The organism is Litorimonas cladophorae (assembly GCF_014652455.1).
Classification (GTDB): domain Bacteria; phylum Pseudomonadota; class Alphaproteobacteria; order Caulobacterales; family Maricaulaceae; genus Litorimonas; species Litorimonas cladophorae.
Genome location: NZ_BMYV01000001.1, coordinates 54592 through 78792 on the forward strand (window position 1 = coordinate 54592; position 24201 = coordinate 78792).

Sequence of the window (24201 nt, forward strand, 5' to 3'; positions counted from 1 at the left end):
TAGAGGAATCATTAACATGAGCGTCAAAATGAAATTTATCTCAAAAGTGACGGCAACCGTGTTCGGTTCCGCCCTTCTGCTGTCGGCAGTTCCTGCCGCAGCTCAAATCAATTCGGTCGATGCCCTTCTGAATGACATTCGTCAGAATGCATCAAAGGTCGAAGCTGAAAATCGCCAACGCGAAGCGGAATTCCGCCAGCGTGCCGATCAGCAGACATCTCTGCTAAGCGCAGCACAAGCTGAACTTCGCCAGCTTGAAGCTCGCGCGGCAACCGTTGAGCGTTCTTTCGCATCCAACCGCACCCAAATCTCTAACCTCGAAGAAGAACTTCGTGCGGCTCAAGGCGACTTCGGTGAAGTGTTTGGTCTTGCCCGTTCTAAAGCTGGTGAATTTAAAGCGCTTCTCGATAACTCTTTGATTACAGCTCAGTATCCAAAGCGGACATCTGTTTTGGGTTCGATTGCCGAATCCAAAGCTCTTCCTTCCGCTGAAGAACTTAACAGCATCTGGACAACAATGTTGGGCGAAATCAAAGCTCAGCGTCAGGTCGCTGAATTTGATGCGCCGGTTGCAAACGTCGATGATGGTGCCGTGCAAAAAGTAACGCGTGTCGGTCCGTTCTCGGTCTTCACATCTGCCGGTGCTGAATTCCTCGACTACAGCGCACGGACAGCAGAATCTGCTAAAGATGCGCCGCTTTTGACGAAGTTGCCTAAACAGCCAGGTGGTCCGATTTCGGCCGCGGCTTCAAAAGTCGCAAGTGCGTCTGCAGGCAGCCTTGTTTATGCACCACTTGATCCAACCCGTGGTGAATTGTTGAAATCATTTGAGCGCGTGCCGTCCTTCTATGAGCGTCACTGGGTTCAAGGTGGTAACATCGGTAAATTCATCATTCTTATGGCCTTCTTCGGCGTGTTGTTCGGTCTCTTCAACATTGTCCGCCTGTTCCTTGCGAAAATGGCGATCAATGGTCAGAAACGTAAAGCACAACCATCCAAGTCCAATGCTTTGGGCCGCGTTATGATGGCTTATGAAGGTGCACAGAATAAAGATGCTGACACGGTCGAGCTCAAGCTTGACGAAGCCATCTTGCGTGAATCACCTAAGTTTGAATTTGGCCTGAATATCTTGAAACTATTGGCTGGTGTTGCACCGCTCTTGGGTCTCTTGGGTACCGTTACAGGTATGATCCAGACCTTCCAAGCTATGATGATTTACGGAACAGGCGACCCGCAGTTGATGGCTGGCGGTATCTCTGTCGCGCTCGTCACGACAATGCTTGGCCTCTACGCCGCTATCCCGCTTCTCGTCTTGCACAGCTTCTGTTCCTCAATGGCGCGGTCGATCCAAGGCACGCTGGAAGAGCAGTCTGCTGGTATCGTTGCCCGTCACGTGGAAACACGCGGTCTGGGTACCGGTTCGGTCGCATAAGGTCAGTAAACGCAAAAGACGAAAGGCTTAAGCCATGCAAAATGTCTTTAACGGTCTCCAGGAGTTTCTGGGGACCGGCGGAAACATCCTCTTTTACATCATGATCTTGGCATTCTTTATGTTCACGTTCATCTTGGAGAGGTTCGCCTATTATCTCTTCGCCCATAAGCCCCTAAAATCTCGCCTGCTGGCAGAGTGGGACTCTCGGACCGACAAAACATCTTGGCGTGCAGACGCCATCAAAGATGAGCTTGTTAGCCAAGTGAAAGAGCGCACTGGCGCAAATGTCGGGATTATCAAGACACTTGTTGCTCTGGCACCTCTAATGGGTCTTCTTGGTACGGTGACTGGCATGATCGAAGTTTTCGACGTCATGGCGCTCTCTGGATCATCTAATGCACGTCTGATGGCGGGAGGTGTTTTTAAAGCCACGATCCCAACAATGGCCGGCATGATGGTCGCGCTGACGGGTTTGATTTTTGCGACGGTTCTGCCCCGCATAAGTGCCCGTGAAACAGCTCGGTTTGCCAATGATCTCGACGAGTCAACAGCTCGCTTTGCGGCCTAATCGGCTCTAGAAAGGACACACTATGAGACGCGCACGCCGTACCCAGGGTGGAGACGAAGGCGAAGTCGACATGACTCCAATGTTGGATATTGTCTTCATCATGCTGATCTTCTTCATCGTGACAGCGACATTCCTCGACGAAAAAGGGATTGACCTTACACAACCGCCGCCTCCGCCTGAATCCGACGTTCCTCCACCGCCTGGCGCATCTGCCATCACTGTATATGTTGATGGTCGTAATTTCTGCTCAGTCGACGGACGTTCAACAGGGTGTGATCGCGTACTTCTCGCGGTTGAGCGCCTTTTGGCGGAAAAGCCGAATGCCGCCGTTATCCTACGTATGGATGAAAAGGCTTCGCATCAGAATTTGGTCCTCATCAAAGATGGTTTGGATCAAGCTGGCTTGCCCTCGAAGATCGAAATCGTTCGAAATACGGGCTAGATTTCTTGCACCGCGCTGTCCGCAGCGCGGCGTAACTCACCGGTCTCACGATCGTTGAAATGTAATAATATCGCATAAGCGCTTGCATTTGCGCTCAACTTGTAATAAGGTAACATCATGGCAAGACGCGGTCGCACAGTAATCCCTGAAGAGGATACCGAATTGAACATGACGCCCATGTTGGACGTTGTTTTCATCTTGCTGATTTTCTTCATCGTGACATCGGTTTTCGTAAAAACGCCCGGCATTGACCCAAGTCAGCCTGAGGCGACCCTAGACAAGGAGGTCAAGCCGACCATTCTTGTTGCGGTGAACGCTCAAAATGAAGTTTGGATTGATAAGCGTCCTTACGACATCAGTGAAATTCGTCCGATTATCCAGTCTATCTTGGCCGAAAGCCCAAAGGCTGAAGCCATCATCAAGGCTGATCGTGATGCAGAGGTGGGCGTTGTCATGTCTGTCCAGGAACTGATGCAGGACCTGAAAATCAATACCCGTGTCGGTACAGAATAAGAGGATACAGAGATGAATAACGCTGTTCGCTGGTTAGTCTTTACCCCCATCGCCGCTATTTTGACGGTTATTCTGTTTCTCGCCATGCGGGCGTTGATCTCTAAGGAGTTTCAGCCACAGGATAAGGGCGAAACGGCAAGTTTTGAAATCAATCCAAAAGTTGAAGATATCAAGGTTATTGAACGCGAAACGAAGATCGATCGCGTTAAGAAGGTGATCACACCGCCACCGCCGCCTCAGATTGAGCGTGCGAAAGCCGATAAGCCGACTGAAAAGATCGCATCGATTGAAGGTGCTGTTCCAGAGTTTGAGTCTCCAAAGATTGATGCCTCTAATTTCAAGATTACGGTTTCAGATCGCGATGCGCAGCCATTGGTTCGTATCCCACCGATCTTTCCGCCACGTTTTTTGCAAGGGAATAATTCCGGTTATTGCAAGGTTCGCTTTGATGTGAGCCCAGAAGGTCAGCCATTTAACGTTGACGCCTACACCTGCACATCGAGCTCATTGAAAAACGCGACGATTAAATCTGTTCAAAAGTGGAAGTACAACCCTAAGATCGTAGATGGCCGCGGCGTTGCACGGAGTGGCGTTGAAACAACTATTCGCTTTGACCTTCAGGACGAGCGCGGGCGCAAAATGCCACTGCCGTCTGGTTATTAGAGGTTTCTCTAAGGCTCTTTCTACTTGAGCCTGAATAATTACGGTGGATCGCTCTGACAGTGTGTCGCGGTTCACCACGTTGAAAGCTAAGTGCGGTCGGGTCCATAAAGGCTTGAATAGTTTAGCTTGATTAGGCTGGTAAGGACTTCGCGTCGCGACCCAGCTCCGAACAGCAAGGATGAAATGATCATGACCTGCCAAATTACAAAAACATCATTGCGCACACGCGCGGCGTCGCTCTTAGGCGCAAGCCTGTTGGCCGTTGCGACGTTAGGTGTTTCAACTGTAGCGCTCTCGGGTGTCGCGATGGCGCAAGAAACACCTGAAGAAGGCCGTCAGTTCTCAGCTAAGGCCGGGGAAAAGGTCAATGAAGCGCTGACGCTCGCCAATAGTAATCAAAACCAGGCCGCCGTCTCGATCCTACAGGGTATCATTTCAGATCCGAGCCTTAACGCATATGAGAAATCAACGATCTATCAGATGCTAGGGCAGTATAGCTATCAGCTAGACCGCGCGGTCGAAGCGCAGCAGTATTTTGAAAATGCGATTAATGCTGGCGGACTTCTTCCCGACGAGGTTGGCAATATCAAAGTCGTTATCGCGCAGTTGATGATTGGTAATGGTCAATATCGCGAAGGGGCAACACGCCTTGAAAATTATTTGAATTCTGGCGGTCAGCAAAAGCCGCAATATATCGACCTTTTGGTCAATGCTTGGGTGCAAGCCGAAGATTATCGCCGCGCTCTACCTTGGGCCGAAAAGTGGTTTAACACTGCAAATCCGAAAGAACGTAAGCATTTCGATCTGCTGAACTTCCTCTTCAATAACTTGGGTATGCAGGGTCGCCAGGCAGACATCGTTAAACAGATGATCAATCGTTGGCCGGAAGATAAGACACTCTGGGATGCTTGGGCTTCTATGTTGGCCAATGGCGGACGTGAGCAAGAAGCATTTGAAGTCACGAAAATGCTCTATCTCGGTGGTGCATTGAGCGAGGAGCAAGACCTGCTTAAGGTCGTGCAGTATTATTCATTCTACGACATGCCTTACCAAGCAGCTGAGATCCTTGAGCGTGAGATGAATGCCAACCGCATTGCGCGTACGCCAGATAAGCTCAAGCAATTATCAGGTCTATTCCGTCAAGCACGTGAGTATAAGCGTGCGATCCCAATTCTCGAAGCGGCTGCGACGCAATCGGGTGAAGCCAAACTTTATGCGGATTGGGGCGAGGCGCTGTACAATGAAGGGTCCTGTCAGAAGTCCGAAAAGGCTTTCACCGAAGCGATTAATCGCGGCTATGATGCAGGTAAATCGTGGATGCTGATTGCGAACTGTCGCTATGATACGACCAACACTCTGGACCGCTTGAATTGCGATATGACAGATGCGCAAATGGCAGAAGCTCCGATTACGAAGGCGCGTGCTTCTGCTATCGCTGCTTTTGAGAAAGTTCCGAATGGTTCGCGCGAACGCGGTAACGCTCGGAAATGGATTCAATTCATCAATGCGGAAAAAGACGCGGTTGACCGTCGTTGCGAATTTGAACGCAACGTTGAGCGTGAGCTTTGCTACCAGAAAATCAAGCAGGCCTATGACGCGGAAGTCTTTGTTGGAGAATGGGTACTCGATGATGCCGAAGTCTGTCTACAGTATAAAGAGGATTATGACTCCGAGTTCCGGATCAAAATCGAAGAATAAGTCGATCTAAATTTAATAAGAAAGCCCAGCTTCAGAGCTGGGTTTTTTTATGCCCGCAATAAATCCAGTCCATCCATATTCCAATAATAGGTCGCTCTTTTTGGGATATTCAAAAACGACTTGATCAAGCTATAGTTATATTATAACGTTATAATATAACTATAGGAGGACATATGTTAGATTTTGAGAAACAGAACATAGAAAGACAAGACAAGGCGGACTCGCGGATAACGCCCTTACGGTTTTGGGCTGTCATGCCAGTCGCAGGCGCAGCGACCTTAATCTTGCTGGCGTCTATGGCGAACCTCATTACGACAGAATTTACGCCTCAGGATAAGGTTGCGACATCGTCGTTCGAAATCAATCCTGTCCCGGATGACATCCCGCCCGAAATTGAAATTCAAAGACCCGACCCTTTGAAAAAGGTCGAAGTCCCACCACCGCCTCCAACCTTAGATATCATCAAAGTGACCGAGGTAGTCTTACCCACTATCGTGGTGGATGGCGGGATCACGCCCTTCGACCCAAAGTCGATCGATATCCCATTTGGCGAGCGAGGCCTTATACCCGTCGATGGCGATCCCACCCCGATTGTACGTATTCCACCGGTGTTCCCGGCACGGTTCTCTCAGGGCAACTATTCAGGCTATTGCCGCGTGAGTTTTGACATCAGTGCAGAAGGCCAACCTTTCAACGTCGGTATTTTGGAATGCACGAATAGCCAGTTGAAGGCGGCAAGCGTGAAATCTGTTCAGAAATGGAAATACACCCCGAAGATATTGGACGGACGCCCTGTATCGCGCGCGGGATTGCAGACGACCATTCAGTTTGAACTCAAGGATGAACGCGGTCGCCTATTGCCGCTTCCAAATGCCATTTAAAACATGGCGTTACGGCCTCGTCCTGGTGACCTGTCTATTCTCACCCCTTGGATATGCAGCGGAACCTGTCGAGGCCGTGAAAACAATTGAAGTGAGGCGGTATCGCCTGCCAGAGGTACCGCGTGCAGCCTATGCGCTTCCGCCGCGGCCTAGGCGATATGAGCCTGATCGCGGGTGTCCATTCGTGGAAAAGCCGCGTACAAAAATCGTAGAATTCGTGCCTCATCCCGATCTAAGTTTCGGGCGGTCAGGGTATTGGGGACCCGGGCAGATTTGGAACTGTCAGAGTTTTCGAAAACGCGCGGCGTCTCAAAAAAATGCGAAACTTGCAAACCAGTGCCCACTCATACTCGTTCCTAGCTCAAACCCACACAATCCAAAGCAAATGCATATTCCAATGCCGTTTCCTTGAGGCTGTCATATCGCCCACTTTCGCCTTGATGGCCTGCATCCATGTTGATTTTAAGTAAAATCGGCGCATCGCCTGATTGATGCGCGCGTAATTTAGCGGCCCATTTCGCGGGCTCCCAATAGGTGACACGTGGATCGGTGAGACCACCCGTGATTAACGCAGGCGGATAGGTCCGCGAAGTGACATTGTCATAGGGTGAATAGCTCCGCAGGCGGTGAAACGCGTCTTCATCCGTGATTGGGTTTCCCCACTCTGGCCATTCAGGTGGCGTCAGGGGCAGTTCTGTATCGCTCATCGTATTTAGGACATCGACGAAGGGTACAGCGGCAATAACGCCAGCGAAGAGATCTGGGTCTTGATTGAGCGCGGCCCCAACGAGCAATCCGCCTGCCGATCCACCATGAGCGACCAGCTTTCCTCTGGACGTCCAACCCAGCGCGGATAAGGCGTTACCCGCATCGACAAAGTCATTGAAGGTGTTGATCTTTTTCTCCATTTTTCCATCCAGATACCATTGGTATCCTTTGGACATACCGCCACGAATATGGGCAATGGCGTAAACCATGCCGCGATCCACCAGCGATAATATGTTTGTACGGAAACTCGCCGGGATGGTAATGCCGTAAGAGCCATACCCATAAAGCAGAAGCGGGTTCGAGCCGTCAGTTTTCACATCGTGACGTGCGAGAAGGGTGACGGGGATAGTTTCGCCGTCGCGCGCTTTTATGGAAATGCGTTCGACGCGATAATTTTCTGGCACATGTCCACTGGGCACGGTTTGGACGCGAACGGTCTCGCGATTTCGTGTTGACATATCATAGCGATAAACCGTCCCAGGGCGAGATGGCGAAGAGTAGGAAAAATACAGCGTATCGGTTGCATACTCATAGCCAGATTTGATGCCGAGACCGTAGGCCGCTTCTGGCATTTCGATCGCATGTTCGTTTTGGGTTGTCATATTTCGAATGACGAGGCGGGGCAGGGCGTCTTCACGTTCAAGACGAACGAGCCAATTGGCAAAACTTTCCATCCCCAAAATCAACCGACCTGGTTTATGGGGGATGTAAATCTTCCAATCGTGATGTGTTTGGCCCGGCGTCCCCGTCATGATGCAAAAATCTACGGCTGTCTGGCCATGTTCATCTGGTGCATTGGTGAGGATATAGGTGACCCCGCCAACGTCATTCAGGCTGTATTCGATCCCCTCTTGGCGTGGTGCAAAACAAACAGGAGGGGTTTGCGGAACATCTGACGGAATGCGGTGAATCTCGCCTGTGGTGTGGTTATGGGCGCTAATTTCGATAAAGGCTTCATCGTCCGAGCTGCCGACGCTGACGAAAAACCCAGGGTCCTGTTCTTCATAGGCCGTATGGGTTTTGCCTTGGGCGTCAAACACATCGCGGAATCGCACGGCATAAGGCCGTTGGTTCTCATCGCGTTCGACCCAAAACAGCGTGCGATTATCTGCCGCCCAGACCAAGGCGCCTGCGGATTTGTCGATACCTGTTGCGGAAACCTCCTCCGTTTCAAGGTCGCGCAGAAAAACCTGATAATTTTCGCTACCCTTATCATCGACTGAATAGGCAAGCCATTTGTGATCAGGACTATGAGAGACATCGCCAAGATCGAAGAACTTTGTCCCTTTGGCAAGCGTGTCACAATCGAGAATGATTTCATCCTCTGGCGTTTCCACGGCTGTCTGGTGGCGCGCATAAACGCCGTGCTGGTCACCTTCGCGGTAAAAATGAAAATAGGCGTAAGGCCCATCCGGCATAGGTACGCCGCGCGCCGTTGGCTCTAAGCGACCTTTCATTTCTGAAAAAATACTATCTTTCAAAGCTGTAAGCGGAGAGAGGGCGGTTTCAGTATAGGCGTTCTCTGCCTCAAGATGTGCCCGAATATCGGCATGTAGCGTATCAGGCTCGCGCATGACGGTCTGCCATTTATCATCCCGCATCCACGCGTAATCATCTGTCCATTCGACGCCGAAACGGGTTTGGGTCAGTGGACGCTTTTGCGCGAGGGGAACGGGCTGGGCAGGGCGAATTTTCATCAAGAGTCTCCTATCGGATGTCCGACATAGGGATGGTGAACCATCATGTGTAGGGGTCACGTCCCATTAACCCTCTCCCTTTAGGGTTAAGGCAGAATTATACTCACATGAGAAGCGAGCCCCATGGCCGGATTGTCCATAGATCAGAAAAGCGACCTCCCTCCCGTCGCGCCGATCGTCTTGGATGCGTCGTTGAAAGACGTGGATGATAATGCGGTGCGTCGCCAGCTGGCGAAACGTTTGGCCGACGTGATTTGCATTCCTGCCAGCCAGCTTACCCCGCAGGAACGTCACATGGCGGGGGACGTTCTGGTTGAACTCTTGCGCAGTGCGGATGCCGATATTCGGGAATCCGTTGCGAAACGTCTGGTGATGCTGAACGAAGCGCCGCGGACGATCCTTGTTATCTTGGCCAAAGATGAAATCCGTATCGCGCGCTACATTTTAGAGGAAAGCCGGTCTCTGACAGATTCAGACTTGATTCAAATCTCTCGGAAAGTCTCGGGCGCCCATCGAGCTGTGATTGCCAAACGTCGCAAAGTCTCTGACGCTGTTGTCGATGCCCTTGTTGAGTTTCTTGAAGAGGACGTTGTCGAAGCGCTTTTGAAAAACCGTGAGGCTAATTTTTCTGAAACTGCGATCCAGCGTATTCTTACTGTCTCGCGCAATCACCAGCCCTATGTTGGCCTTTTGGCCAAACGTGATGAATTGCGCCCCTCACACGGTTTGACCATGTTTTGGTGGGCCAGCACGGAAAATCGCAAAAAAATTCTTCACCGCTTTGCCGTGACGCGTAGCGTTCTCCAAGAGAGTTGCTCTGACCTGTTCCCAAAGGCGGCAGCGGATGGATGGTCCGATGCGGGTGTCCGAAAGGCGCTGCAATTCATTGAACGTCGCCAACGTAACCGCGCAGCCATCGCACGCTCGGAATTTGAAGGTTTGGAAGAGGCGATCAATACAGCCGAAATCCACGGGCTAACGCGAAAACTGACGGAAGAAATTTCCTATATGGCTGGGATCAAACCCGCTACGGGGGCTCAGATTTTGACAGATAAAGGCGGCGAAGCCATCGCCATTCTGTGTAAGGCTCCAGGGCTTAAACGCGAATATATCGAGAAGCTCTGGCGGGCGCTCAAACGCCCCCTACATGACTTAGATGGGTCCATCCATCCTTCCCTCGCGCGCGTGATGGAAACTTATGACGTCATCTCTACGGATAAGGCGCAAACTGTACTGAGATATTGGAACTGGTCACTGACGGCGTCCCTTAACGCTGACGTTTTGCGTTACATTAAGAATGGCGTCATTCCGCGCGAAGAGGAATTTGGCGCAGCGGCTATTACAGCGGCGCTCGTCTTCTCTCATCGCGATTAATGGAACGCAATTTTGCGGCGCGTTTCATCAAGAAACAGCCTTTGCATTATGGACTTTAAACCACAGCTTTTCGCTCCAAAAAGGGTTTAATCCCCCCGATTCGCCAGCTAAGACCGACTCTAGTCCTCTAGGGAGAGAGTTCTGCTGCGTTTTACTTTGATACTTGTTCTGGCTTTGGCCGCAACTTGGCTGACATTGTCGGGCTATTTTAAGCCTATGCTCTTGTCTCTGGGCGTAATCTCGATCGTGTTTGTGATCTGGATGTGCAAACGCATGCGTATCCTTGACGAGGAAACGGCGCCTTACCTCACAATGCCGCAAACTTTGGCTTATTTCGTATGGCTCTTCTCTGAAATCGTCAAAGCCAATGTCGCCGTTGTACGGGCTGTGCTCGCGCCCAATATGGTCGTGTCTCCGACCTTAACGCGTATTCCAACCCCACAAGGTTCCGACATCGGTAAAGTGATGTTTGCCAATTCGATCACATTGACACCTGGCACGGTGAGTTTGGATATCCAAGATGATCATATTCTTGTGCACGCTTTGTTGTCCGAAATGTCTGCGCCTGAAGATTTTGCCGAAATGGCTGAACGCTCGGCCTGGGCGATTGGCGAAGATATTGACGTTCCGAAAGTCTCACATGGCGGAGAAACCTCATGAGTCCATTTATGGGGTATTTCATGTTGGGCAGTGCCTTTTTGATCATTGTCTCCATGGCAATGATGCTCGGCCGCTTGCTCGGGGGGCCAACGCTTTATGATCGTTTGTTGGCGGTAAATAGTTTCGGTACGAAAACTGTCCTTTTTCTTTGTGTTTTCTGCTTCATCATTGGTCGCCCTGATGGTGTGGATATCGCCTTGCTCTATGCGCTTATGAATTTCATTGCGACGATCGCAGTCCTGAAATTCTTTAATTACAGAGCGTTGGATGTTGAGCTTCCAAGTCGCAATGTCACGGGTGCGGAGGATGTACGATGAGTCTGATCTTCTCAGCCGCCGTAGAAACCACGCACGCCGTTGAACATGCGGCTCAAATTGATTGGATCAGTGTTTTTCGCTTGATCGGAACCATTGTTTCAATGGCCGCAGGTTTGTTTTTTGTTCTGGCAGGAACTGTCGGCGTATTGCGTCTCCCTGATTTTTATACACGGCTTCACGCCGCCGGTATGACGGACACATTGGGCGCGGAATTAATTTTATTGGCTCTGATATTTCAAAGCGACAGCCTGCAAATGGTATTGAAGCTTCTGCTCGTGGCTTTTTTCCTTTTCGTGACGAGTCCGACGGCGACCCATGCTGTGGGTCATGCGGCCTATCGGGCAGGGTTGAAGCCGTTGCTCGGAGAATACCGCGCCCCTGATTTGGAAGAGGACAAGTCATGAGCCTCCTTGCTGCGGCCGTAGAGCCGGCTTTCCTCGTTCCGACGCTTTTGCTCGATATTTGTTTTTTGGCGCTTTTGGTTGTGGTGGCATTCGCCATTGTCCGCATGCGGTCACTTTTTGGTATTGTCATGTTGCAGGGCGTTTACTCGCTGCTTTCGGCGGCTTGGTTCGTGACCCTTGATGCGGTCGATGTAGCTTTTACCGAAGCGGCTGTGGGGGCAGGGGTCTCCACTGTCCTGATGCTGTCTGCGATGCTTCTCGCGGATCGTCAGTCGACGCCAGTGCCTATGCGCCGCCAATTGGGCGCTTTGGCCGTTGTCGTATTGGCGGGTGCCGCCATGCTTTATGCTGTGGGCGACATGCCCGCCTTTGGCGATGTAAATTCTCCCGCTAATAGCTATGTCGGAATGGATTTCATGGCCAAGACTGCGGAAGAGGTGAAAATCCCCAATGTGGTGACAGCCGTTCTCGCCAGCTATCGTGGCTATGATACTTTTGGTGAGGTTGTTGTGATTTTCTCGGCCGGCCTCGGTGTTTTACTCTTGCTTGGGCTGAACGGAAATTCGGGAAATTGGGTCGCGCGTCCAAATGGACAAGTTATTAATGATCGCACAGCCCCATCAGCAGGATTGTACCAAGATAACCGATCAGAAGAGCAGCGCGCGGAGGCGGGACAATGAGCGATCCAGACCGTGATCTTGAGCGCATGCTAGGACGTGATCCGCATGTTGTTTTGCGCGTCATTTCAAAATTTTTAATTCCGCTTATCGCGCTATTCGCGCTCTATGTGCAATTCCATGGCGATTATGGTCCAGGTGGTGGATTCCAAGCGGGCGTTATTTTGGCCGCCTCTGTCATTCTCTACGCGCTTGTCTTTGGCCTCAAAGCCGCAAAGGCCGCGTTTCCGCCCCGTTTGATCCGTTATGGTATGACGCTTGGCGTGCTACTTTACGGCGGTACAGGGGTAGTGACCTGGTTCCTCGGCGGGGAGTTTTTGAACTACTCTGTCCTTGCCCATGACGCGTCACACGGTCAGCATTACGGCATCCTCGCCGTAGAGCTGGGTGTTTTGGTCACTGTGACCAGCGTGATGATCGCTATCTTTTACGCATTTGGTTCGCGTCAGCCCGAAACCTCGAATGAGGATTGGTAGATGTCTGAGCTCTTCTCACAATATAACTATGTGATTGTTATCGTTTTGATGATGACGGGTCTTTATATCGTCTTTGCGTCTCGAAATTTAATTAAAAAACTGGTCGGCCTGTCAGTATTTCAAACGTCCGTATTTCTTCTCTATATCACAGTTGCGAAGGTCAAAGGCGGTCAACCGCCTATCTTGATCGAAGATAAACCATATGGCGTAGATAAAGACGGGCACGCTTTGCTTGAAGGACCTATTCAGGTTGCGGCAGGCGATGGCGCCTTCCTTCTGCCTGGACCGGGTTCAGATGTTCTTTATTCAAATCCGCTCCCCCATGTTTTGATCCTGACAGCCATTGTTGTGGGCGTTGCTACGCTCGCGATTGGTTTGGCACTGACCGTGCGTATTCGGGAAGTTTATCACACGATTGAGGAAGACGAGATCCAGGAAATGGACTTCGTGTATAATCTGGAAGGTACGGCAGACTGATGCCCGTAATGTTCTCTGTGCTCGAATTGATGCCCGACTGGCTGCTGACTCATGGTCCGGCTTTCCTCATGGCTTTGCCGCTTTTGATGGCGGCGATTATGGCTGTCCTTCCGAATAAGCGCGTGGCGTGGTTCACGACATTCATCGTGACGTCCATTCTGACAATTACGGCGTTTGCTTTGGCGCTTTATAACGCTAAAGTCGGTACCACGATCTACAAGATGGGCGGATGGGCGCCGCCGCATGGTATTTCCCTCGTCATTGATGCGCTGAATGCACCGGTTTTAGTGCTTATTGCACTTATGAGTTTGATCACTGTCGTTTACGCGATGCCAGCTACTGTTGCGGAAATTAAACCCAATAAACGCGCACCCTTCTATGCGGCGTTCCTGCTTTGCGTCGCAGGTCTTCTGGGAATGGTTATCACGGGTGATGCCTTTAACGTCTTTGTCTTCCTCGAAGTGTCTTCAATTTCGACCTATGTCTTGGTGGCGATGGGCGCGGCGCGTGATCGTCGGGCTTTGTCCGCAGCTTATAATTATCTGATCCTCGGTTCGATTGGCGCGACCTTCTTCGTCATCGGTATTGGTTTCCTCTATATGGAGACGGGCACGCTGAATATGGCCGACATGGCTCGCATTCTTGCCGATCTCGACGGTGGGTCCCGTGTCGCGAAAGTTGCCTTTGCCTTTATCGTCATTGGTCTGGGCCTAAAGCTTGCGATGTTCCCGCTGCATACTTGGTTACCTGGCGCTTATGCCTATGCGCCGACGCCCGTAACGGTGTTCTTGGCGTCGACGGCGACAAAAGCGGCGCTTTATCTGTTGCTACGCTTTACCTTCTTTGTCTTCGATCCAAGCTATGCCTATGTCGCAGACGGGTTGCTCTACATTCTTGTCGGGATGGGCGTCATCGGGATGGTGTTTGCCTCCCTCCAAGCCATTTTCCAAACCGATGCACGCCGGATGTTGGCGTTCTCCTCGGTTGCTCAAGTCGGCTATATGTTGCTGGGTATCGGCATTGCGACAACAGCGTCTGTTGCGGCGGGTTATTTGCATCTGATCAATCACGCCATTATTAAGGGTGGGCTGTTCATTGCGCTGGGCGCAATGTGGTATCGCTTCGGCATTACGCGGACTGAAGACTTTCAAGGCCTCGGAAAAACCATGCCGCTGACGATGGGCGCCTTCACGGTTCTGGGGCTGTCTCTTATCGGCGTGCCTTTCACGGCGGGTTTTGTCTCTAAAGTGAACTTGGCCAGCGCCGCCGCGGATGCAGGGTGGTGGTGGGCTGTTGGCATCATTATGCTGACGTCGATTTTGGCTTTGGTCTATATCGGACGCGTTCTGCTGCTGGCCTATTTCCAGTCCCCGCCACAAGTAAATGGCGAAACGGTTATTCGAAATGAAGCGCCTATCATGATGCTAATTCCAATGTGGGTCTGCGCGCTGGCGTCTGTCTTCATCGGCGTGAAATCAGATGCGGTTGTCGGGGCTTCGATCCGCGCGGCTGAACTTCTACTCGGTGCGGGGTAGGGGAGATGGATTTGTATATGACACCCCAAATCGCGCTTGCATTGCTACTGATCATTCCTTTGGTCGCTGCGGCCCTCATCCCTGTCTTTGGGAAACAGCAAAATCTCCGCGAAGCCGTAACTTTTCTTGCTGGGTTCGCGCTACTCGCGACCGTTATTTATCTTTGCATAGATGTCGCCCAAGGCGGCCGACCCGAGTTGCATCTCGGCACATTTGCCGGGAAATTTGATTTTGCTCTCAAACTAGAACCTCTTGGCGCTACGTTTGCGGCCATTGCGTCTTCGCTCTGGATTATCAATTCGATCTTTACGCTGGGCTATATGCGCGGAAATAAAGAAAAGAACCAAACACGGTTTTTCGGCTTTGTCGCCATTGCGATCGCCGCATGTATGGGTATGGCAGGTTCTGCTAACTTGATCACACTCTTCATTTTCTACGAAGCTCTGACCCTTTCGACATTCCCTCTGGTCACCCACAAAGGCGATGCCAAAGCCAAACGTGGCGGCACCATATATGCTTTGATTTTGATGGGCACATCTTTGGCGCTTTTCCTACCTGCGATTATAGGCACTTACGTGCTGGCAGGAACGACCGATTTCGTCGTCGGTGGTGTCTTCCCTGAGGGGACATCGCTCCTCGCAACGTCTTTGCTCTTATTCCTTTTCGCTTTTGGTATCGGCAAAGCGGCCTTGATGCCGACACATCCGTGGTTGCCCAATGCGATGGTTGCACCGACGCCAGTTTCTGCGTTGCTTCATGCCGTCGCGGTTGTGAAAGCGGGTGTGTTCACCATGCTCAAAGTCGTGACCTATACGTTTGGACCTAGCCTCGCGGCGGCGACACCGGCCTCGACTTGGATTGCTTGGATTGCGGCCTTCTCTATTGTGATGGCGTCTATCATTGCGCTGCGTCAGGATAACCTGAAAGCGCGTCTGGCTTATTCCACCGTCTCGCAGCTCTCTTATGTGACGCTTGGCGCGATGTTGGCTGTCAGTATGGGTATTTTGGGCGGCGGCTTACAAATTGTTATGCATGCGTGGGGCAAGATCACGCTCTTTATGTGCGCGGGTGCGATTTACACAATCGCGCACCGGACAAATGTTTCGCAGCTAGATGGCCTCGGCCGAACGATGCCATTCGTCTTTGGCGCGTTTTTGGTCGGCGCTTTGTCGATTATTGGTATTCCGCCCATGGGTGGGAGTTGGCCAAAGTTTCTCCTGATGATGGGCGCTGTGGATAGCGGCAAAGCCATTCTGATCGCGGCTCTGATTGCCTCGTCCATTCTCAATATTATCTACCTTGTGCCGATTGCTGTACGCGGATTCATGAAGGCGCCGCTTGATCCTGTCGCAGATGCGGAGATTGGGCTGCTGCGGAAGCAACATCGCTGGGTCATTATTCCACCTGTCATCACCGCCATCGGGTCTTTGGTCTTGTTTTTCTTTGCAGGCGGAATTGTTGATTTCTTGCAACCGATCCTACCAGGAGGGGGCTTGCCATGAGTGTCGAAACTAAGCTGCCGCTAGAGACGGACGTCGTGACCAAACAAATGGATGATATTCATCCCGTGAGTCGCTATTTTCTTTTCCTCGGTAAAGATAGCGTGAAACGTAATTTCATGTGGCTCCCCCTTGCTGGGATGATCATTTGTATCATCCTCGGGATTTTCCATCCGCAGAAACATCCGCTCCCCTATGAGCAATATATTCCAGGGAGTTGGGCGATTTGGGGCTTTGTCGCCTATAGTTTGATCGTGCTTTCCGCCAATACATTGTTCAAACTTTTGGGCCGTGATGAAAGCTATTACGGGGAGGGCGGTCTGCCTGATCCCGATTATTCAACGGACCCTATGGTGACCGGGGAAGCCCATCATGAATGAGTTTTTTCTTATTACTGAGCATTTTTCGATCCTCAAACAGATTAACCCGGGGTTTTGGGTCATTCTGGCAGGCTTAATCTGCACGCTGCTGCCAATCGGCCATGCGCGCAAAGCTTTTGTGATCGCGGCCCCTATTTTTGCAGGGCTGTTGATTTTTCAACTTTATGATGTGAACTCTACGGAGCATCTTGGCGGTGTTCTGCAATTTGGTCCGGTCGAACTGACGACACTCCGCATTGATGAGCTGTCCGTCGTCTGGGGCTATTTGTTCTGCCTTGCGGGCGTGATCAACGGTATTTTTGCGCTGCATGAGAAGTGCCGCATCACTGACAGTTCCGCCCTAGTTTATACCGGAGCCGCAATCGCGGGCGTCTTGGCTGGCGACATGGTGACGCTCTTCGTGATGTGGGAATTGACAGCGATTTCGTCTGTTTTCTTGATCTGGAAAGGCGGTGATCACGCCTATGCTGCAGGTATTCGTTATCTTGCGATCCACGTTCTTTCGGGTGTGATGTTGCTGGCGGGGGCCGTGTTGCACGCGCAAGCCAATGGCGGCGACTTCATGTTTAATGATATTGGGCTCGACAGTCCTGGTGGCTGGTTGATGCTGCTGGCGATGGGTATCAAAGTTGGTTTCCCAGGTCTGCATATGTGGATGCAGGACGCTTATCCAAAAGCTTCCATTACAGGCACAGTTATTTTGGCGAGTTTCACGACGAAATTTGCCGTTTATGCTTTGGCGCGTGGCTTTGCAGGCGCGGATATTCTGATCTGGATCGGGGCGATTATGACCTGCTTCCCAGTTTTCTTTGCTGTGGTTGAAAACGACTTGCGCCGCGTCTTGGCGTTCAGCCTGAATAACCAGCTTGGCTTTATGGTTTGTGGTATTGGTATCGGCACGTCTCTCGCGCTTAACGGCGTTGTCGGGCAGGTCTTCGTCCACGTGATCTTTAAGGGACTTTTGTTCATGTCCATCGGTGCTGTGATGTACCGCACGGGAACGGCCAAAGCTTCAGAGTTGGGCGGCCTATTCCGCTCCATGCCGTTCACAACAGTGGCTTGCCTTATCGGGGCGGGATCGATTGCCGCTTTCCCGATGTTGGCCGCTTTCGTCACCAAGGCGATGATCTTGGCTGCCGCGGTAGAGGAGCACCTTTATATCCCATTCCTGATGATGTTGTTCGCTTCGGCGGGTGTGATGGAACATTCGGGGATCAAGGTCCCGCATTTCACCTTCTTCGCCCATGACAGCGGCCGCCGCGTCAAAGAAGCGCCGTGGAACATGCTGCTTGCGATGGGTATCGCCAGCTTCCTCTGCTTCTATCTGGCGTGGCCATGGGGTGGATATCAGAACCTCTATGCGCTCATGCCATATCCTATGGAATATGCGTATAAGCCCTATACGTGGGATCACGTTGTCTTCCAGATGCAGCTTCTCTTTGCCGCCATCTTTGCCTTTACGCTCCTGAAGCGGTTCAAACTGTACCCGGCGGAACGCCGTGCGGAAATTTTGGATGCTGATTGGATGTATCGCCGCATGGGATTGAATGTTGCGATTTGGGGATCCGCGATGTGGGACCGCTTGTCCGTCCACACCAGCCGTATTCGCACACGGACGCTCTCCAATGTCGGTCGACGTTTGTATCAAACATTCTCTCCCGCTGGAGCGGCGTCGGAAGCGACACCTTCTGGGCTGGCGGCCGTACTAACCGCAGGTTTGCTCTTCGTGGTCCTTATGCTGGGTTACTTTGCCCGCTGATCAAAAGGATAGGGTTGACCCTCTGCTGGCGCTGACGGCGCAAATCGTCAGTGCCCATGTCGGCACGCATCGCTCATCGCCTGAGGATATCGCGGGTCTAATCGGGACGGTTCATGCCGCTCTTCAACAGGCGCAGTCGGGCGAGGGCCACCAAAACCAAACATTAGAGCCGGCAGTTCCCATAGCGGAGTCTCTGCGGGACGACGCACTGGTCTGTCTGGAGGACGGGCTGGAGTTTCAAAGCTTAAAGCGGCACTTGCGCGTCAAATATAACCTTACTCCGGACGCCTATCGTGAGAAATGGGGCTTGCCGCGCGATTACCCGATGGTCGCGCCCGATTATGCCCGTCGCCGTTCGGCGCTCGCTAAACGTTCAGGCTTGGGTAAATCCACGACCTAATGCGTCTGGGCTCGCCCGTTATTCTCTCGCCATCTTAAATTTGATTTGCGTCATCGGCGCATTGAATCGGAGCCGATTCAGAAAAACCCGCCTTTCTGCAGCGTGGTTAACCAATATGGTTAACAAAGTCTTGATGCGCCGCCGCGAGCGCCGCCATACCCTGTTCATAGGGGGATGTTCCGCGGGGGTGGATCGTTCACATTTATAGACGACCATTTGCGGGAGACAGCGGTCACATGTTATCGGGGAACGCCTTGCGGCATCAGATTATATTGCCGCAGCAACAAGAATTTTATGACTATTGGCGCAGCAAATGTCGCGAGGGACGTTTTCCCTCGCGCAATGATATTTTGCCGGAAGAGATCCATCAGCATCTCCCTATGACGACGATTATGGAGCGTGTCGAAGGCGTCGCTGGTTCCGCTGAAACTGCAAGTAATCGTTATCGTCACCGTCTCGCAGGGACTGGATATTGGAGCTTGTACGAGCGTGAAATCCAAGGTCTCCACGTCGATGAGCTCCCGATTGGGTGCCGTGTGGAATATTGGCATCGTGTCTTGGATCAAGTGATCGATACGCGAAAACCCTATGTGGGTGTAACACGCCCGAATACGCCGAACGGGTCGCATATGGCGCAATTTTGGGTGCGTCTTCCGCTCTCGGACAATGGAACCGACATCAATATGATCCTCGGTTTTGATCACCTCGTGAAGATGAGCGATGTTCCGGCTATCCAGCCTATCCGCGAAAAGGTTTACGCTTAATTCGCGCCCATAGCGTTTGAATATATAACGCCGATTAAACAAAATTTTGGGCCGTCAGTTTTTATGCTGACAGCCCAATTTTGTTACAGGCTTAAAATCCTTCGTAACGGACCTGAACTTTACCTGTGGCTTGATCGCCGCCCATTGCGGCGCTGCCACCGAAGGACCAGTTATCATTGCCGCGAATGGCGAGGGTTGCGCCAAAGCCGAACTCATCACCAAAGACGGCGGCACCACCTGCGGCTGACCATTTCGCATTTGGAGACAGATACATGTCGGGCAGGGCCGCGACCGCAGCCAATCCAGATTCCATATCTTGAAGGCTCTGGAACGACTTCTCGATCGCGGCGGTGTTGGCGTCGATTTTGTTGAACGCTTGACCGATCAGAACTTTATTGGACTGAATGGCTTTTGTGTTCACATCAATTGACTCGGCATTGACAGAGATAGAGTTGGCGTTGAAGGCGGCCAAACTCTGCTGAGCCGCAATTGAATTGCGCTGCACAGGACGGGGCGTATTTGTTGGCGCTGTGCCGATATTCGTCCCGATGGTTTCATTCGACACACCCGTGATTTGCGTGCCACCCGCACCGTCAAAGGAGGTACCGCTGGCCGTGTTTGGCGCGCTCGGATCAGAGAGCTCTGTCAGGCCCGCTTCGAACTCTGTTCCCCCGTCCACAATCGGCGTCCGCGATGAGGCGACAGGCGTTGAGGCAGTCATCTTCGTTGAGCCAGTTGGTGCAGAGGGTTTGGCCCCGCCAGGGAAAACTTCCGTTTCAAGCGCGGTGACACGCGCATCCAACGCTCCGCCATCACTGGCGAGGTTTCCGTTGGCGTCTGTGGTGATCAAGCCAACCACTGCGCCCTGACGCGAGAGCGATAAGGCCGAGATAATCCCCGGCATGGCATAAGTTTCCGTCGAGGTCCCAAACATCATTTGATTGGAAAGCGTCGCGACAGCATCTGCGCCAATCGCCGTTGACTCTGAACGTTCCGCCCGCGCTTCCGCGCCGATGGCCGTTGCATTTGCGGCAGTAGCCTCAGTTTCAGAACCGATGGCAACGGCATTCACGTTAGTTGCTTTTGAGACATAGCCGACCGCGATGGCGCTACCGCCTGTCGCGTCAGAAAACGCCCCCATCGCAAATGTGTGCGCTGCGGTGGCTTGCGCTGTATCCCCAATCGCAATCCCATTTAGTCCGCTGGCTTCGGCTTTCACGCCCAAGGCAATCGCATCCACATTCGTGGCCTGCGTCCCGGTGCCGAGGGCAAGCGAGTTATCGCCTGAGGCCTCCGCGCCGATCGTGATTGCGAGGGTACTATTGACCCCATACCGTGCACCGCCAAGTGCAACGGATGCCTCGCCACTCGCGCGGGCGGCTTGAGAAACCTGAAATCCGGACCCAATTGCCGTTGCGCCCAGAGCGGTCGCTTGGGCTCTCGAACCAATAGCGTTGGCATTAATAGCGGTCGCGTCGGACTGAGACCCAATTGCAAGTGAAGCCATTTCAGTTGATGTGGAGCCGAAACCAACAGCGAGTGATCGAGTGCCACTCGCGGTCGCTCCTTGACCAAACGCCGATGCACTTTCTCCAGACGCTTCGCTTGCATGTCCAAACGCCGATGCACTTCGCATTGAGGCCTCTGCGCTGGATCCTATAGCCGTCGCACGTTCATCCGTAGCCATCGCTTCGTCGCCAATCGCCAAAGTTTCTCTGTTCGTAGATTCTGAACTTCGTCCAATCGCGATACTCGATTGACCAGATGCAAGTGAGGACGTCCCGAGAGCTATGGCATAACTACCAGATGCCTCGGCTGCTGGTGTACCAAACAATGCCCCGCCAAACGCAATGGAGCTTAATCCTGATGCGACCGCCTCATAACCAATGGCTGTCGCAGATTCGGCATTGGCGTCAGCGGCGACGCCTATCGCAATGCTGCGGGTGTCACCTGCATTGGCATTTGGACCGATAGCCGTTGCACTTTCACCCGAAGCAGATGACGAATAACCGATAGTGATCGCGCCCGCTTCAGAGGCTTCTGAACGCACTCCCAAGGCCGTAGACCGTTCACCTGTCGCTAAAGCTTCATAGCCAATGGCAATCGATTCTAGTGTGCCCGAAGCTATCGCGCGCACACCAATTGCAGCACCTCTTTCTGCGGCCTGAGATCCGGCCCCAATCGAAACAGAGAGTGGGCCGGATGCTAAAGCCCCGGGGTTGAGAGTATCTCTTCCCCCGCCGATAGCCACCGAAAGTGAGCCTAAGGCTCTGGCAGAACTCATATCTGAGTCGCCCGCACCTATGGCCGTCGATCCTAATTCGGACGCGACCGCATTTGCCCCAATCGCGCTGGCATTTCTTGCAAGTGCGTTTGCCGAACGGCCCAAGGCCGTGGATCTTAAGTGGGACGCGACTGCATTTGTCCCAATCGCGCTGGTGTCCTCTCCCGTTGCCGCCGAATTTGGGCCCAAGGCCAACGAGTCATCACCAGACGCAATCGCTAAATATCCTAACGCAACTGATCGCAAACCTGACGCGTCCGTTTGCGATCCGACGGCGGTTGCCTGCACCGCTGTCGCGCTTGCATTGTAACCTAGACTGGATGACCTGGTTCCAAGTGCATCAGAATTTGCACCTATACTCGTGGCGTCTATTGCATTGGCACGGGCGCTCGTGCCGAGAGCAAGGGCATTCGATGCACTTGCCAGAGCATTGCTGCCAATCGCGACGCCATTGTCGCCACTTGCGAGAGCACCAAAAAGTGTGAGGTTGCCTGAACCAATCGCGATGGCGCGATCACCCGTTGCCCGTGCGCTATTGGCATTGCTGTCGCCTGCGCCAATCGCAATCGTTCTATCACCTGATGCGAAGGCGTCTTCGCCCAAGGCCGTCGATTGAATTCCGCTTGCTGTCGATGATTGCCCAATCGCTGTCGCTTGGCTGGCCGTCGCATCTGCAGTTTGGCCAACGGCTGTCGAAGACGCGCCGGACGCAACTGCTTGCCGTCCGATTGCCGTTGAAGCGGTCAGTGTCGCTTGAGCATGTGAACCGATTGCCGTGGTATTCCCTGCAGTCGCTAATGCGTTTCGCCCAATGGCAGTGGACTCAGCGCCAGATGCCGTAGAGTCCCCGCCCAAAGCGGTAGATCCGTTCGTTAAGGCTTCCGCCGAGAAACCGATCGCAGTCGCTTGAATTCCGGTCGCCATAGAATTGCGGCCAACAGCCGTGGAGGCATCTCCCGAAGCCGTCGCGTTATTTCCAAGAGCCGTCGCACTGGCATTGCTGGCCGTTGCACCGACGCCACATGCGAGACGGCTATTGCTGCCGCTAGAATCCGCCCCGCCGTCCGTATCCGTATTTGCATCCGCGTTCCCATCATTATTTGTGTCGAGCAAGCAATCTTCGGCAAAGGCTATTTGTGGGCTCATCAATGGTATTGCGCTGGCTAGGGCGAGGATCGCTGCGCTAGATGTAAGAAAAGATTTGAGGGGGGATACTGACATTTTAATCTCCAAGTTAACCTTAGGAGCGATTTTCAAATCTTAGGCGTGAAGCCATGCTCAGATTTTTAGGCGTAGTGCCTTGCGCTCGGCCGAATTAATTAATTCCGAGTGTTGGATTATGCCGTCACTCAGGTGACTGAATTCGTGTGTTTGGGTTAAACACGCAGAAGCCAGCTACGGAGAAAACTGCAGAAAATTTTCTCAAAAGAATTGTAGGAAACATGAGGAATGTCTGAGGAAACTCTTTTTTCTATGCATTTACACTGATATTTCCTAGTAGGAGGCAGAGGTAAGGGGCTTTTTATGAAAATCGGGAAGGCGACGATTGATTTTGCGGCGCACCGAATTTTTGGGCCAGCAGGCGACCACAGCATTGAGCCCATGGTTATGCAGGTCTTATCCGTCTTGGTTGAAAATGCGGATCAAGTTGTAACGCGCGAAGAACTTATCGATCAAGTCTGGGGCGTCGGGCATGGCGGCGATGAAAGACTGTCACGTGCGATCTATTTATTGCGTAAAGCCCTGGGCGAAAAACGCGGTAGACATAATTATATTCGAACAATCCCCAAGCAAGGATATACGCTTAAGCTCGGGGTAAAGGGTGAGGCCTTCGGTTCGGATAGAAGCGGTCTCTCGAAATACAAACTTGGCTTGAAAACCCCTCTAATGACTCTCGCTTCCATCGCGCTGATGACCGTCATTGGCGTTCTCAATTTTGGTAAAACGGGTCTGTTCTCTTCTGAGATCGACCCTCCACTTGTCGTTATTATGGACTCCGCTCATCCCGCTCGGATTTACGATGAAGAGATTATCGCAGAGGGGGCAACCAATGCGGACATCCTGAGCGATATCCTTGCGGATCTGGAGATCAGAACGCAAAAAGAACTGATTTCTCCGAGCTGGCATCGCTATGAATCAATCAAAAAATTCGACCCAGATTTGATTGTGATTCACTATTCGGGGTTTAAGCAGGAAGATGCGAGTGGAGATCGCCCGCAACTTAGATTTCTGGTGGAATATTTTTCAAACTCAGACACAAAATTTCTGGTTTACAGCAGAGCCAGTCAGGACTGGCTTCAGGGAAATATGGATATCATCCTTGAGGAGGCTTACACTCAAAACGCGCTTCTTAAAGATCGTATATATATTTTCCCTTTGCTTGAATATGGCGAACCTGAATGGAAAAATCAGGCATCCGCGCAGGCGATGAAACTTAAAGTAAAAGACATTCTAGCTCTCGAATAAAGAACGACTGAATACTGGGGGAAACCATTCTCCGCATAGGGCGAAGTTTTATAAACGAAAGTGACGC

At 52.1% G+C, this 24201-nt stretch carries 24 protein-coding genes; 21 read left to right on the plus strand and 3 right to left on the minus strand.

Annotated features, from left to right (window positions below; all coding sequences use genetic code 11):
- The first annotated feature begins 28 nt into the window (after positions 1-28).
- From IE073_RS00345 to IE073_RS00355, 3 genes are read left to right on the plus strand one after another with little or no spacing between them, the layout of a single operon-like run.
- Positions 29-1432: a MotA/TolQ/ExbB proton channel family protein gene (locus IE073_RS00345; RefSeq protein WP_189579771.1), complete on the plus strand. Its 1404-nt coding sequence runs from the start codon at positions 29-31 to the stop codon at positions 1430-1432.
- A 34-nt stretch (positions 1433-1466) separates the two neighbouring features.
- Positions 1467-2000, plus strand: a complete 534-nt coding sequence (locus tag IE073_RS00350) for a MotA/TolQ/ExbB proton channel family protein (RefSeq protein WP_189579773.1) — start codon at positions 1467-1469, stop codon at positions 1998-2000.
- A 22-nt stretch (positions 2001-2022) separates the two neighbouring features.
- Complete coding sequence (locus tag IE073_RS00355; RefSeq protein WP_189579775.1) at positions 2023-2442, plus strand: ExbD/TolR family protein; 420 nt, start codon at positions 2023-2025, stop codon at positions 2440-2442.
- On the opposite strand, the gene IE073_RS14195 is transcribed toward IE073_RS00355, so the two are convergent.
- On the minus strand, positions 2439-2561 hold the full coding sequence (locus IE073_RS14195) for a hypothetical protein (RefSeq protein ID WP_267905555.1): 123 nt from the start codon (positions 2559-2561) through the stop codon (positions 2439-2441). The two genes, IE073_RS00355 and IE073_RS14195, sit on opposite strands and share 4 nt — an antisense overlap.
- On the opposite strand from IE073_RS14195, the gene IE073_RS00360 reads away from it, so the two are divergent.
- The 4 genes from IE073_RS00360 to IE073_RS00375 all read left to right on the plus strand — a co-directional run bounded on the left by IE073_RS00360 (position 2560) and on the right by IE073_RS00375 (position 6197).
- Entirely contained in the window at positions 2560-2955 is a 396-nt protein-coding gene (locus IE073_RS00360; RefSeq protein ID WP_189579777.1) for an ExbD/TolR family protein, read from the plus strand. The two genes, IE073_RS14195 and IE073_RS00360, sit on opposite strands and share 2 nt — an antisense overlap.
- A 12-nt stretch (positions 2956-2967) precedes the next feature.
- Entirely contained in the window at positions 2968-3618 is a 651-nt protein-coding gene (locus IE073_RS00365) for an energy transducer TonB (RefSeq protein ID WP_189579780.1), read from the plus strand.
- Between the two features lie 189 nt (positions 3619-3807).
- The gene (locus IE073_RS00370; protein ID WP_189579782.1) at positions 3808-5316 is read left to right on the plus strand and encodes a tetratricopeptide repeat protein; all 1509 of its coding nucleotides are present in this window, start codon (positions 3808-3810) and stop codon (positions 5314-5316) included.
- Positions 5317-5489: 173 nt separating this feature from the next.
- Positions 5490-6197 carry an energy transducer TonB gene (locus IE073_RS00375; protein WP_189579784.1) on the plus strand — a complete coding sequence of 236 codons (708 nt, stop codon included), beginning with the start codon at positions 5490-5492 and terminating at the stop codon, positions 6195-6197.
- Between the two features lie 356 nt (positions 6198-6553).
- Here IE073_RS00375 and IE073_RS00380 read toward each other — a convergent pair whose 3' ends face one another.
- Positions 6554-8662, minus strand: a complete 2109-nt coding sequence (locus tag IE073_RS00380) for a S9 family peptidase (RefSeq protein WP_189579786.1) — start codon at positions 8660-8662, stop codon at positions 6554-6556.
- A gap of 123 nt (positions 8663-8785) precedes the next feature.
- Between IE073_RS00380 and IE073_RS00385 the strand changes: the two genes are divergently transcribed.
- The 13 genes from IE073_RS00385 to IE073_RS00445 all read left to right on the plus strand — a co-directional run bounded on the left by IE073_RS00385 (position 8786) and on the right by IE073_RS00445 (position 19384).
- A complete protein-coding gene (locus IE073_RS00385) occupies positions 8786-10036 on the plus strand; it encodes a DUF2336 domain-containing protein (protein ID WP_189579788.1) in 1251 nt (416 codons plus the stop codon).
- A gap of 156 nt (positions 10037-10192) precedes the next feature.
- A complete protein-coding gene (locus tag IE073_RS00390; protein WP_189579790.1) occupies positions 10193-10696 on the plus strand; it encodes a Na+/H+ antiporter subunit E in 504 nt (167 codons plus the stop codon).
- Positions 10693-11013 carry an MrpF/PhaF family protein gene (locus tag IE073_RS00395; protein ID WP_233349691.1) on the plus strand — a complete coding sequence of 107 codons (321 nt, stop codon included), beginning with the start codon at positions 10693-10695 and terminating at the stop codon, positions 11011-11013. The genes IE073_RS00390 and IE073_RS00395 overlap by 4 nt, the downstream gene beginning before the upstream one ends.
- Positions 11010-11417 carry a monovalent cation/H(+) antiporter subunit G gene (mnhG, locus tag IE073_RS00400; RefSeq protein ID WP_189579792.1) on the plus strand — a complete coding sequence of 136 codons (408 nt, stop codon included), beginning with the start codon at positions 11010-11012 and terminating at the stop codon, positions 11415-11417. The genes IE073_RS00395 and mnhG overlap by 4 nt, the downstream gene beginning before the upstream one ends.
- On the plus strand, positions 11414-12097 hold the full coding sequence (locus tag IE073_RS00405) for a DUF4040 domain-containing protein (RefSeq protein WP_189579794.1): 684 nt from the start codon (positions 11414-11416) through the stop codon (positions 12095-12097). The genes mnhG and IE073_RS00405 overlap by 4 nt, the downstream gene beginning before the upstream one ends.
- Positions 12094-12570: a Na(+)/H(+) antiporter subunit B gene (locus IE073_RS00410; protein ID WP_233349692.1), complete on the plus strand. Its 477-nt coding sequence runs from the start codon at positions 12094-12096 to the stop codon at positions 12568-12570. Before IE073_RS00405 ends, IE073_RS00410 begins: the two co-directional genes overlap by 4 nt.
- Positions 12571-13047 (plus strand): sodium:proton antiporter, encoded by a 477-nt coding sequence (locus IE073_RS00415; protein ID WP_189579796.1) that lies wholly within the window; start codon positions 12571-12573, stop codon positions 13045-13047.
- On the plus strand, positions 13047-14582 hold the full coding sequence (locus tag IE073_RS00420) for a monovalent cation/H+ antiporter subunit D family protein (RefSeq protein WP_233349693.1): 1536 nt from the start codon (positions 13047-13049) through the stop codon (positions 14580-14582). Before IE073_RS00415 ends, IE073_RS00420 begins: the two co-directional genes overlap by 1 nt.
- 17 nt (positions 14583-14599) lie before the next feature.
- Positions 14600-16084 (plus strand): proton-conducting transporter transmembrane domain-containing protein, encoded by a 1485-nt coding sequence (locus tag IE073_RS00425; protein WP_189579800.1) that lies wholly within the window; start codon positions 14600-14602, stop codon positions 16082-16084.
- Positions 16081-16461, plus strand: a complete 381-nt coding sequence (locus IE073_RS00430; protein WP_189579802.1) for a hypothetical protein — start codon at positions 16081-16083, stop codon at positions 16459-16461. Before IE073_RS00425 ends, IE073_RS00430 begins: the two co-directional genes overlap by 4 nt.
- On the plus strand, positions 16454-18220 hold the full coding sequence (locus tag IE073_RS00435) for a Na(+)/H(+) antiporter subunit D (RefSeq protein WP_189579804.1): 1767 nt from the start codon (positions 16454-16456) through the stop codon (positions 18218-18220). The genes IE073_RS00430 and IE073_RS00435 overlap by 8 nt, the downstream gene beginning before the upstream one ends.
- A complete protein-coding gene (locus tag IE073_RS00440; RefSeq protein WP_189579806.1) occupies positions 18210-18620 on the plus strand; it encodes a Ros/MucR family transcriptional regulator in 411 nt (136 codons plus the stop codon). Before IE073_RS00435 ends, IE073_RS00440 begins: the two co-directional genes overlap by 11 nt.
- 236 nt (positions 18621-18856) lie before the next feature.
- Positions 18857-19384, plus strand: coding sequence for a PAS domain-containing protein (locus IE073_RS00445; RefSeq protein WP_189579808.1), 528 nt, complete (start codon positions 18857-18859; stop codon positions 19382-19384).
- Between the two features lie 91 nt (positions 19385-19475).
- Here IE073_RS00445 and IE073_RS00450 read toward each other — a convergent pair whose 3' ends face one another.
- Positions 19476-22889, minus strand: a complete 3414-nt coding sequence (locus IE073_RS00450) for a hypothetical protein (protein ID WP_189579812.1) — start codon at positions 22887-22889, stop codon at positions 19476-19478.
- Between the two features lie 303 nt (positions 22890-23192).
- Here IE073_RS00450 and IE073_RS00455 point away from each other — a divergent pair, with 303 nt between their 5' ends.
- A complete protein-coding gene (locus tag IE073_RS00455) occupies positions 23193-24134 on the plus strand; it encodes a winged helix-turn-helix domain-containing protein (RefSeq protein ID WP_189579814.1) in 942 nt (313 codons plus the stop codon).
- Positions 24135-24201: the final 67 nt, after the last annotated feature.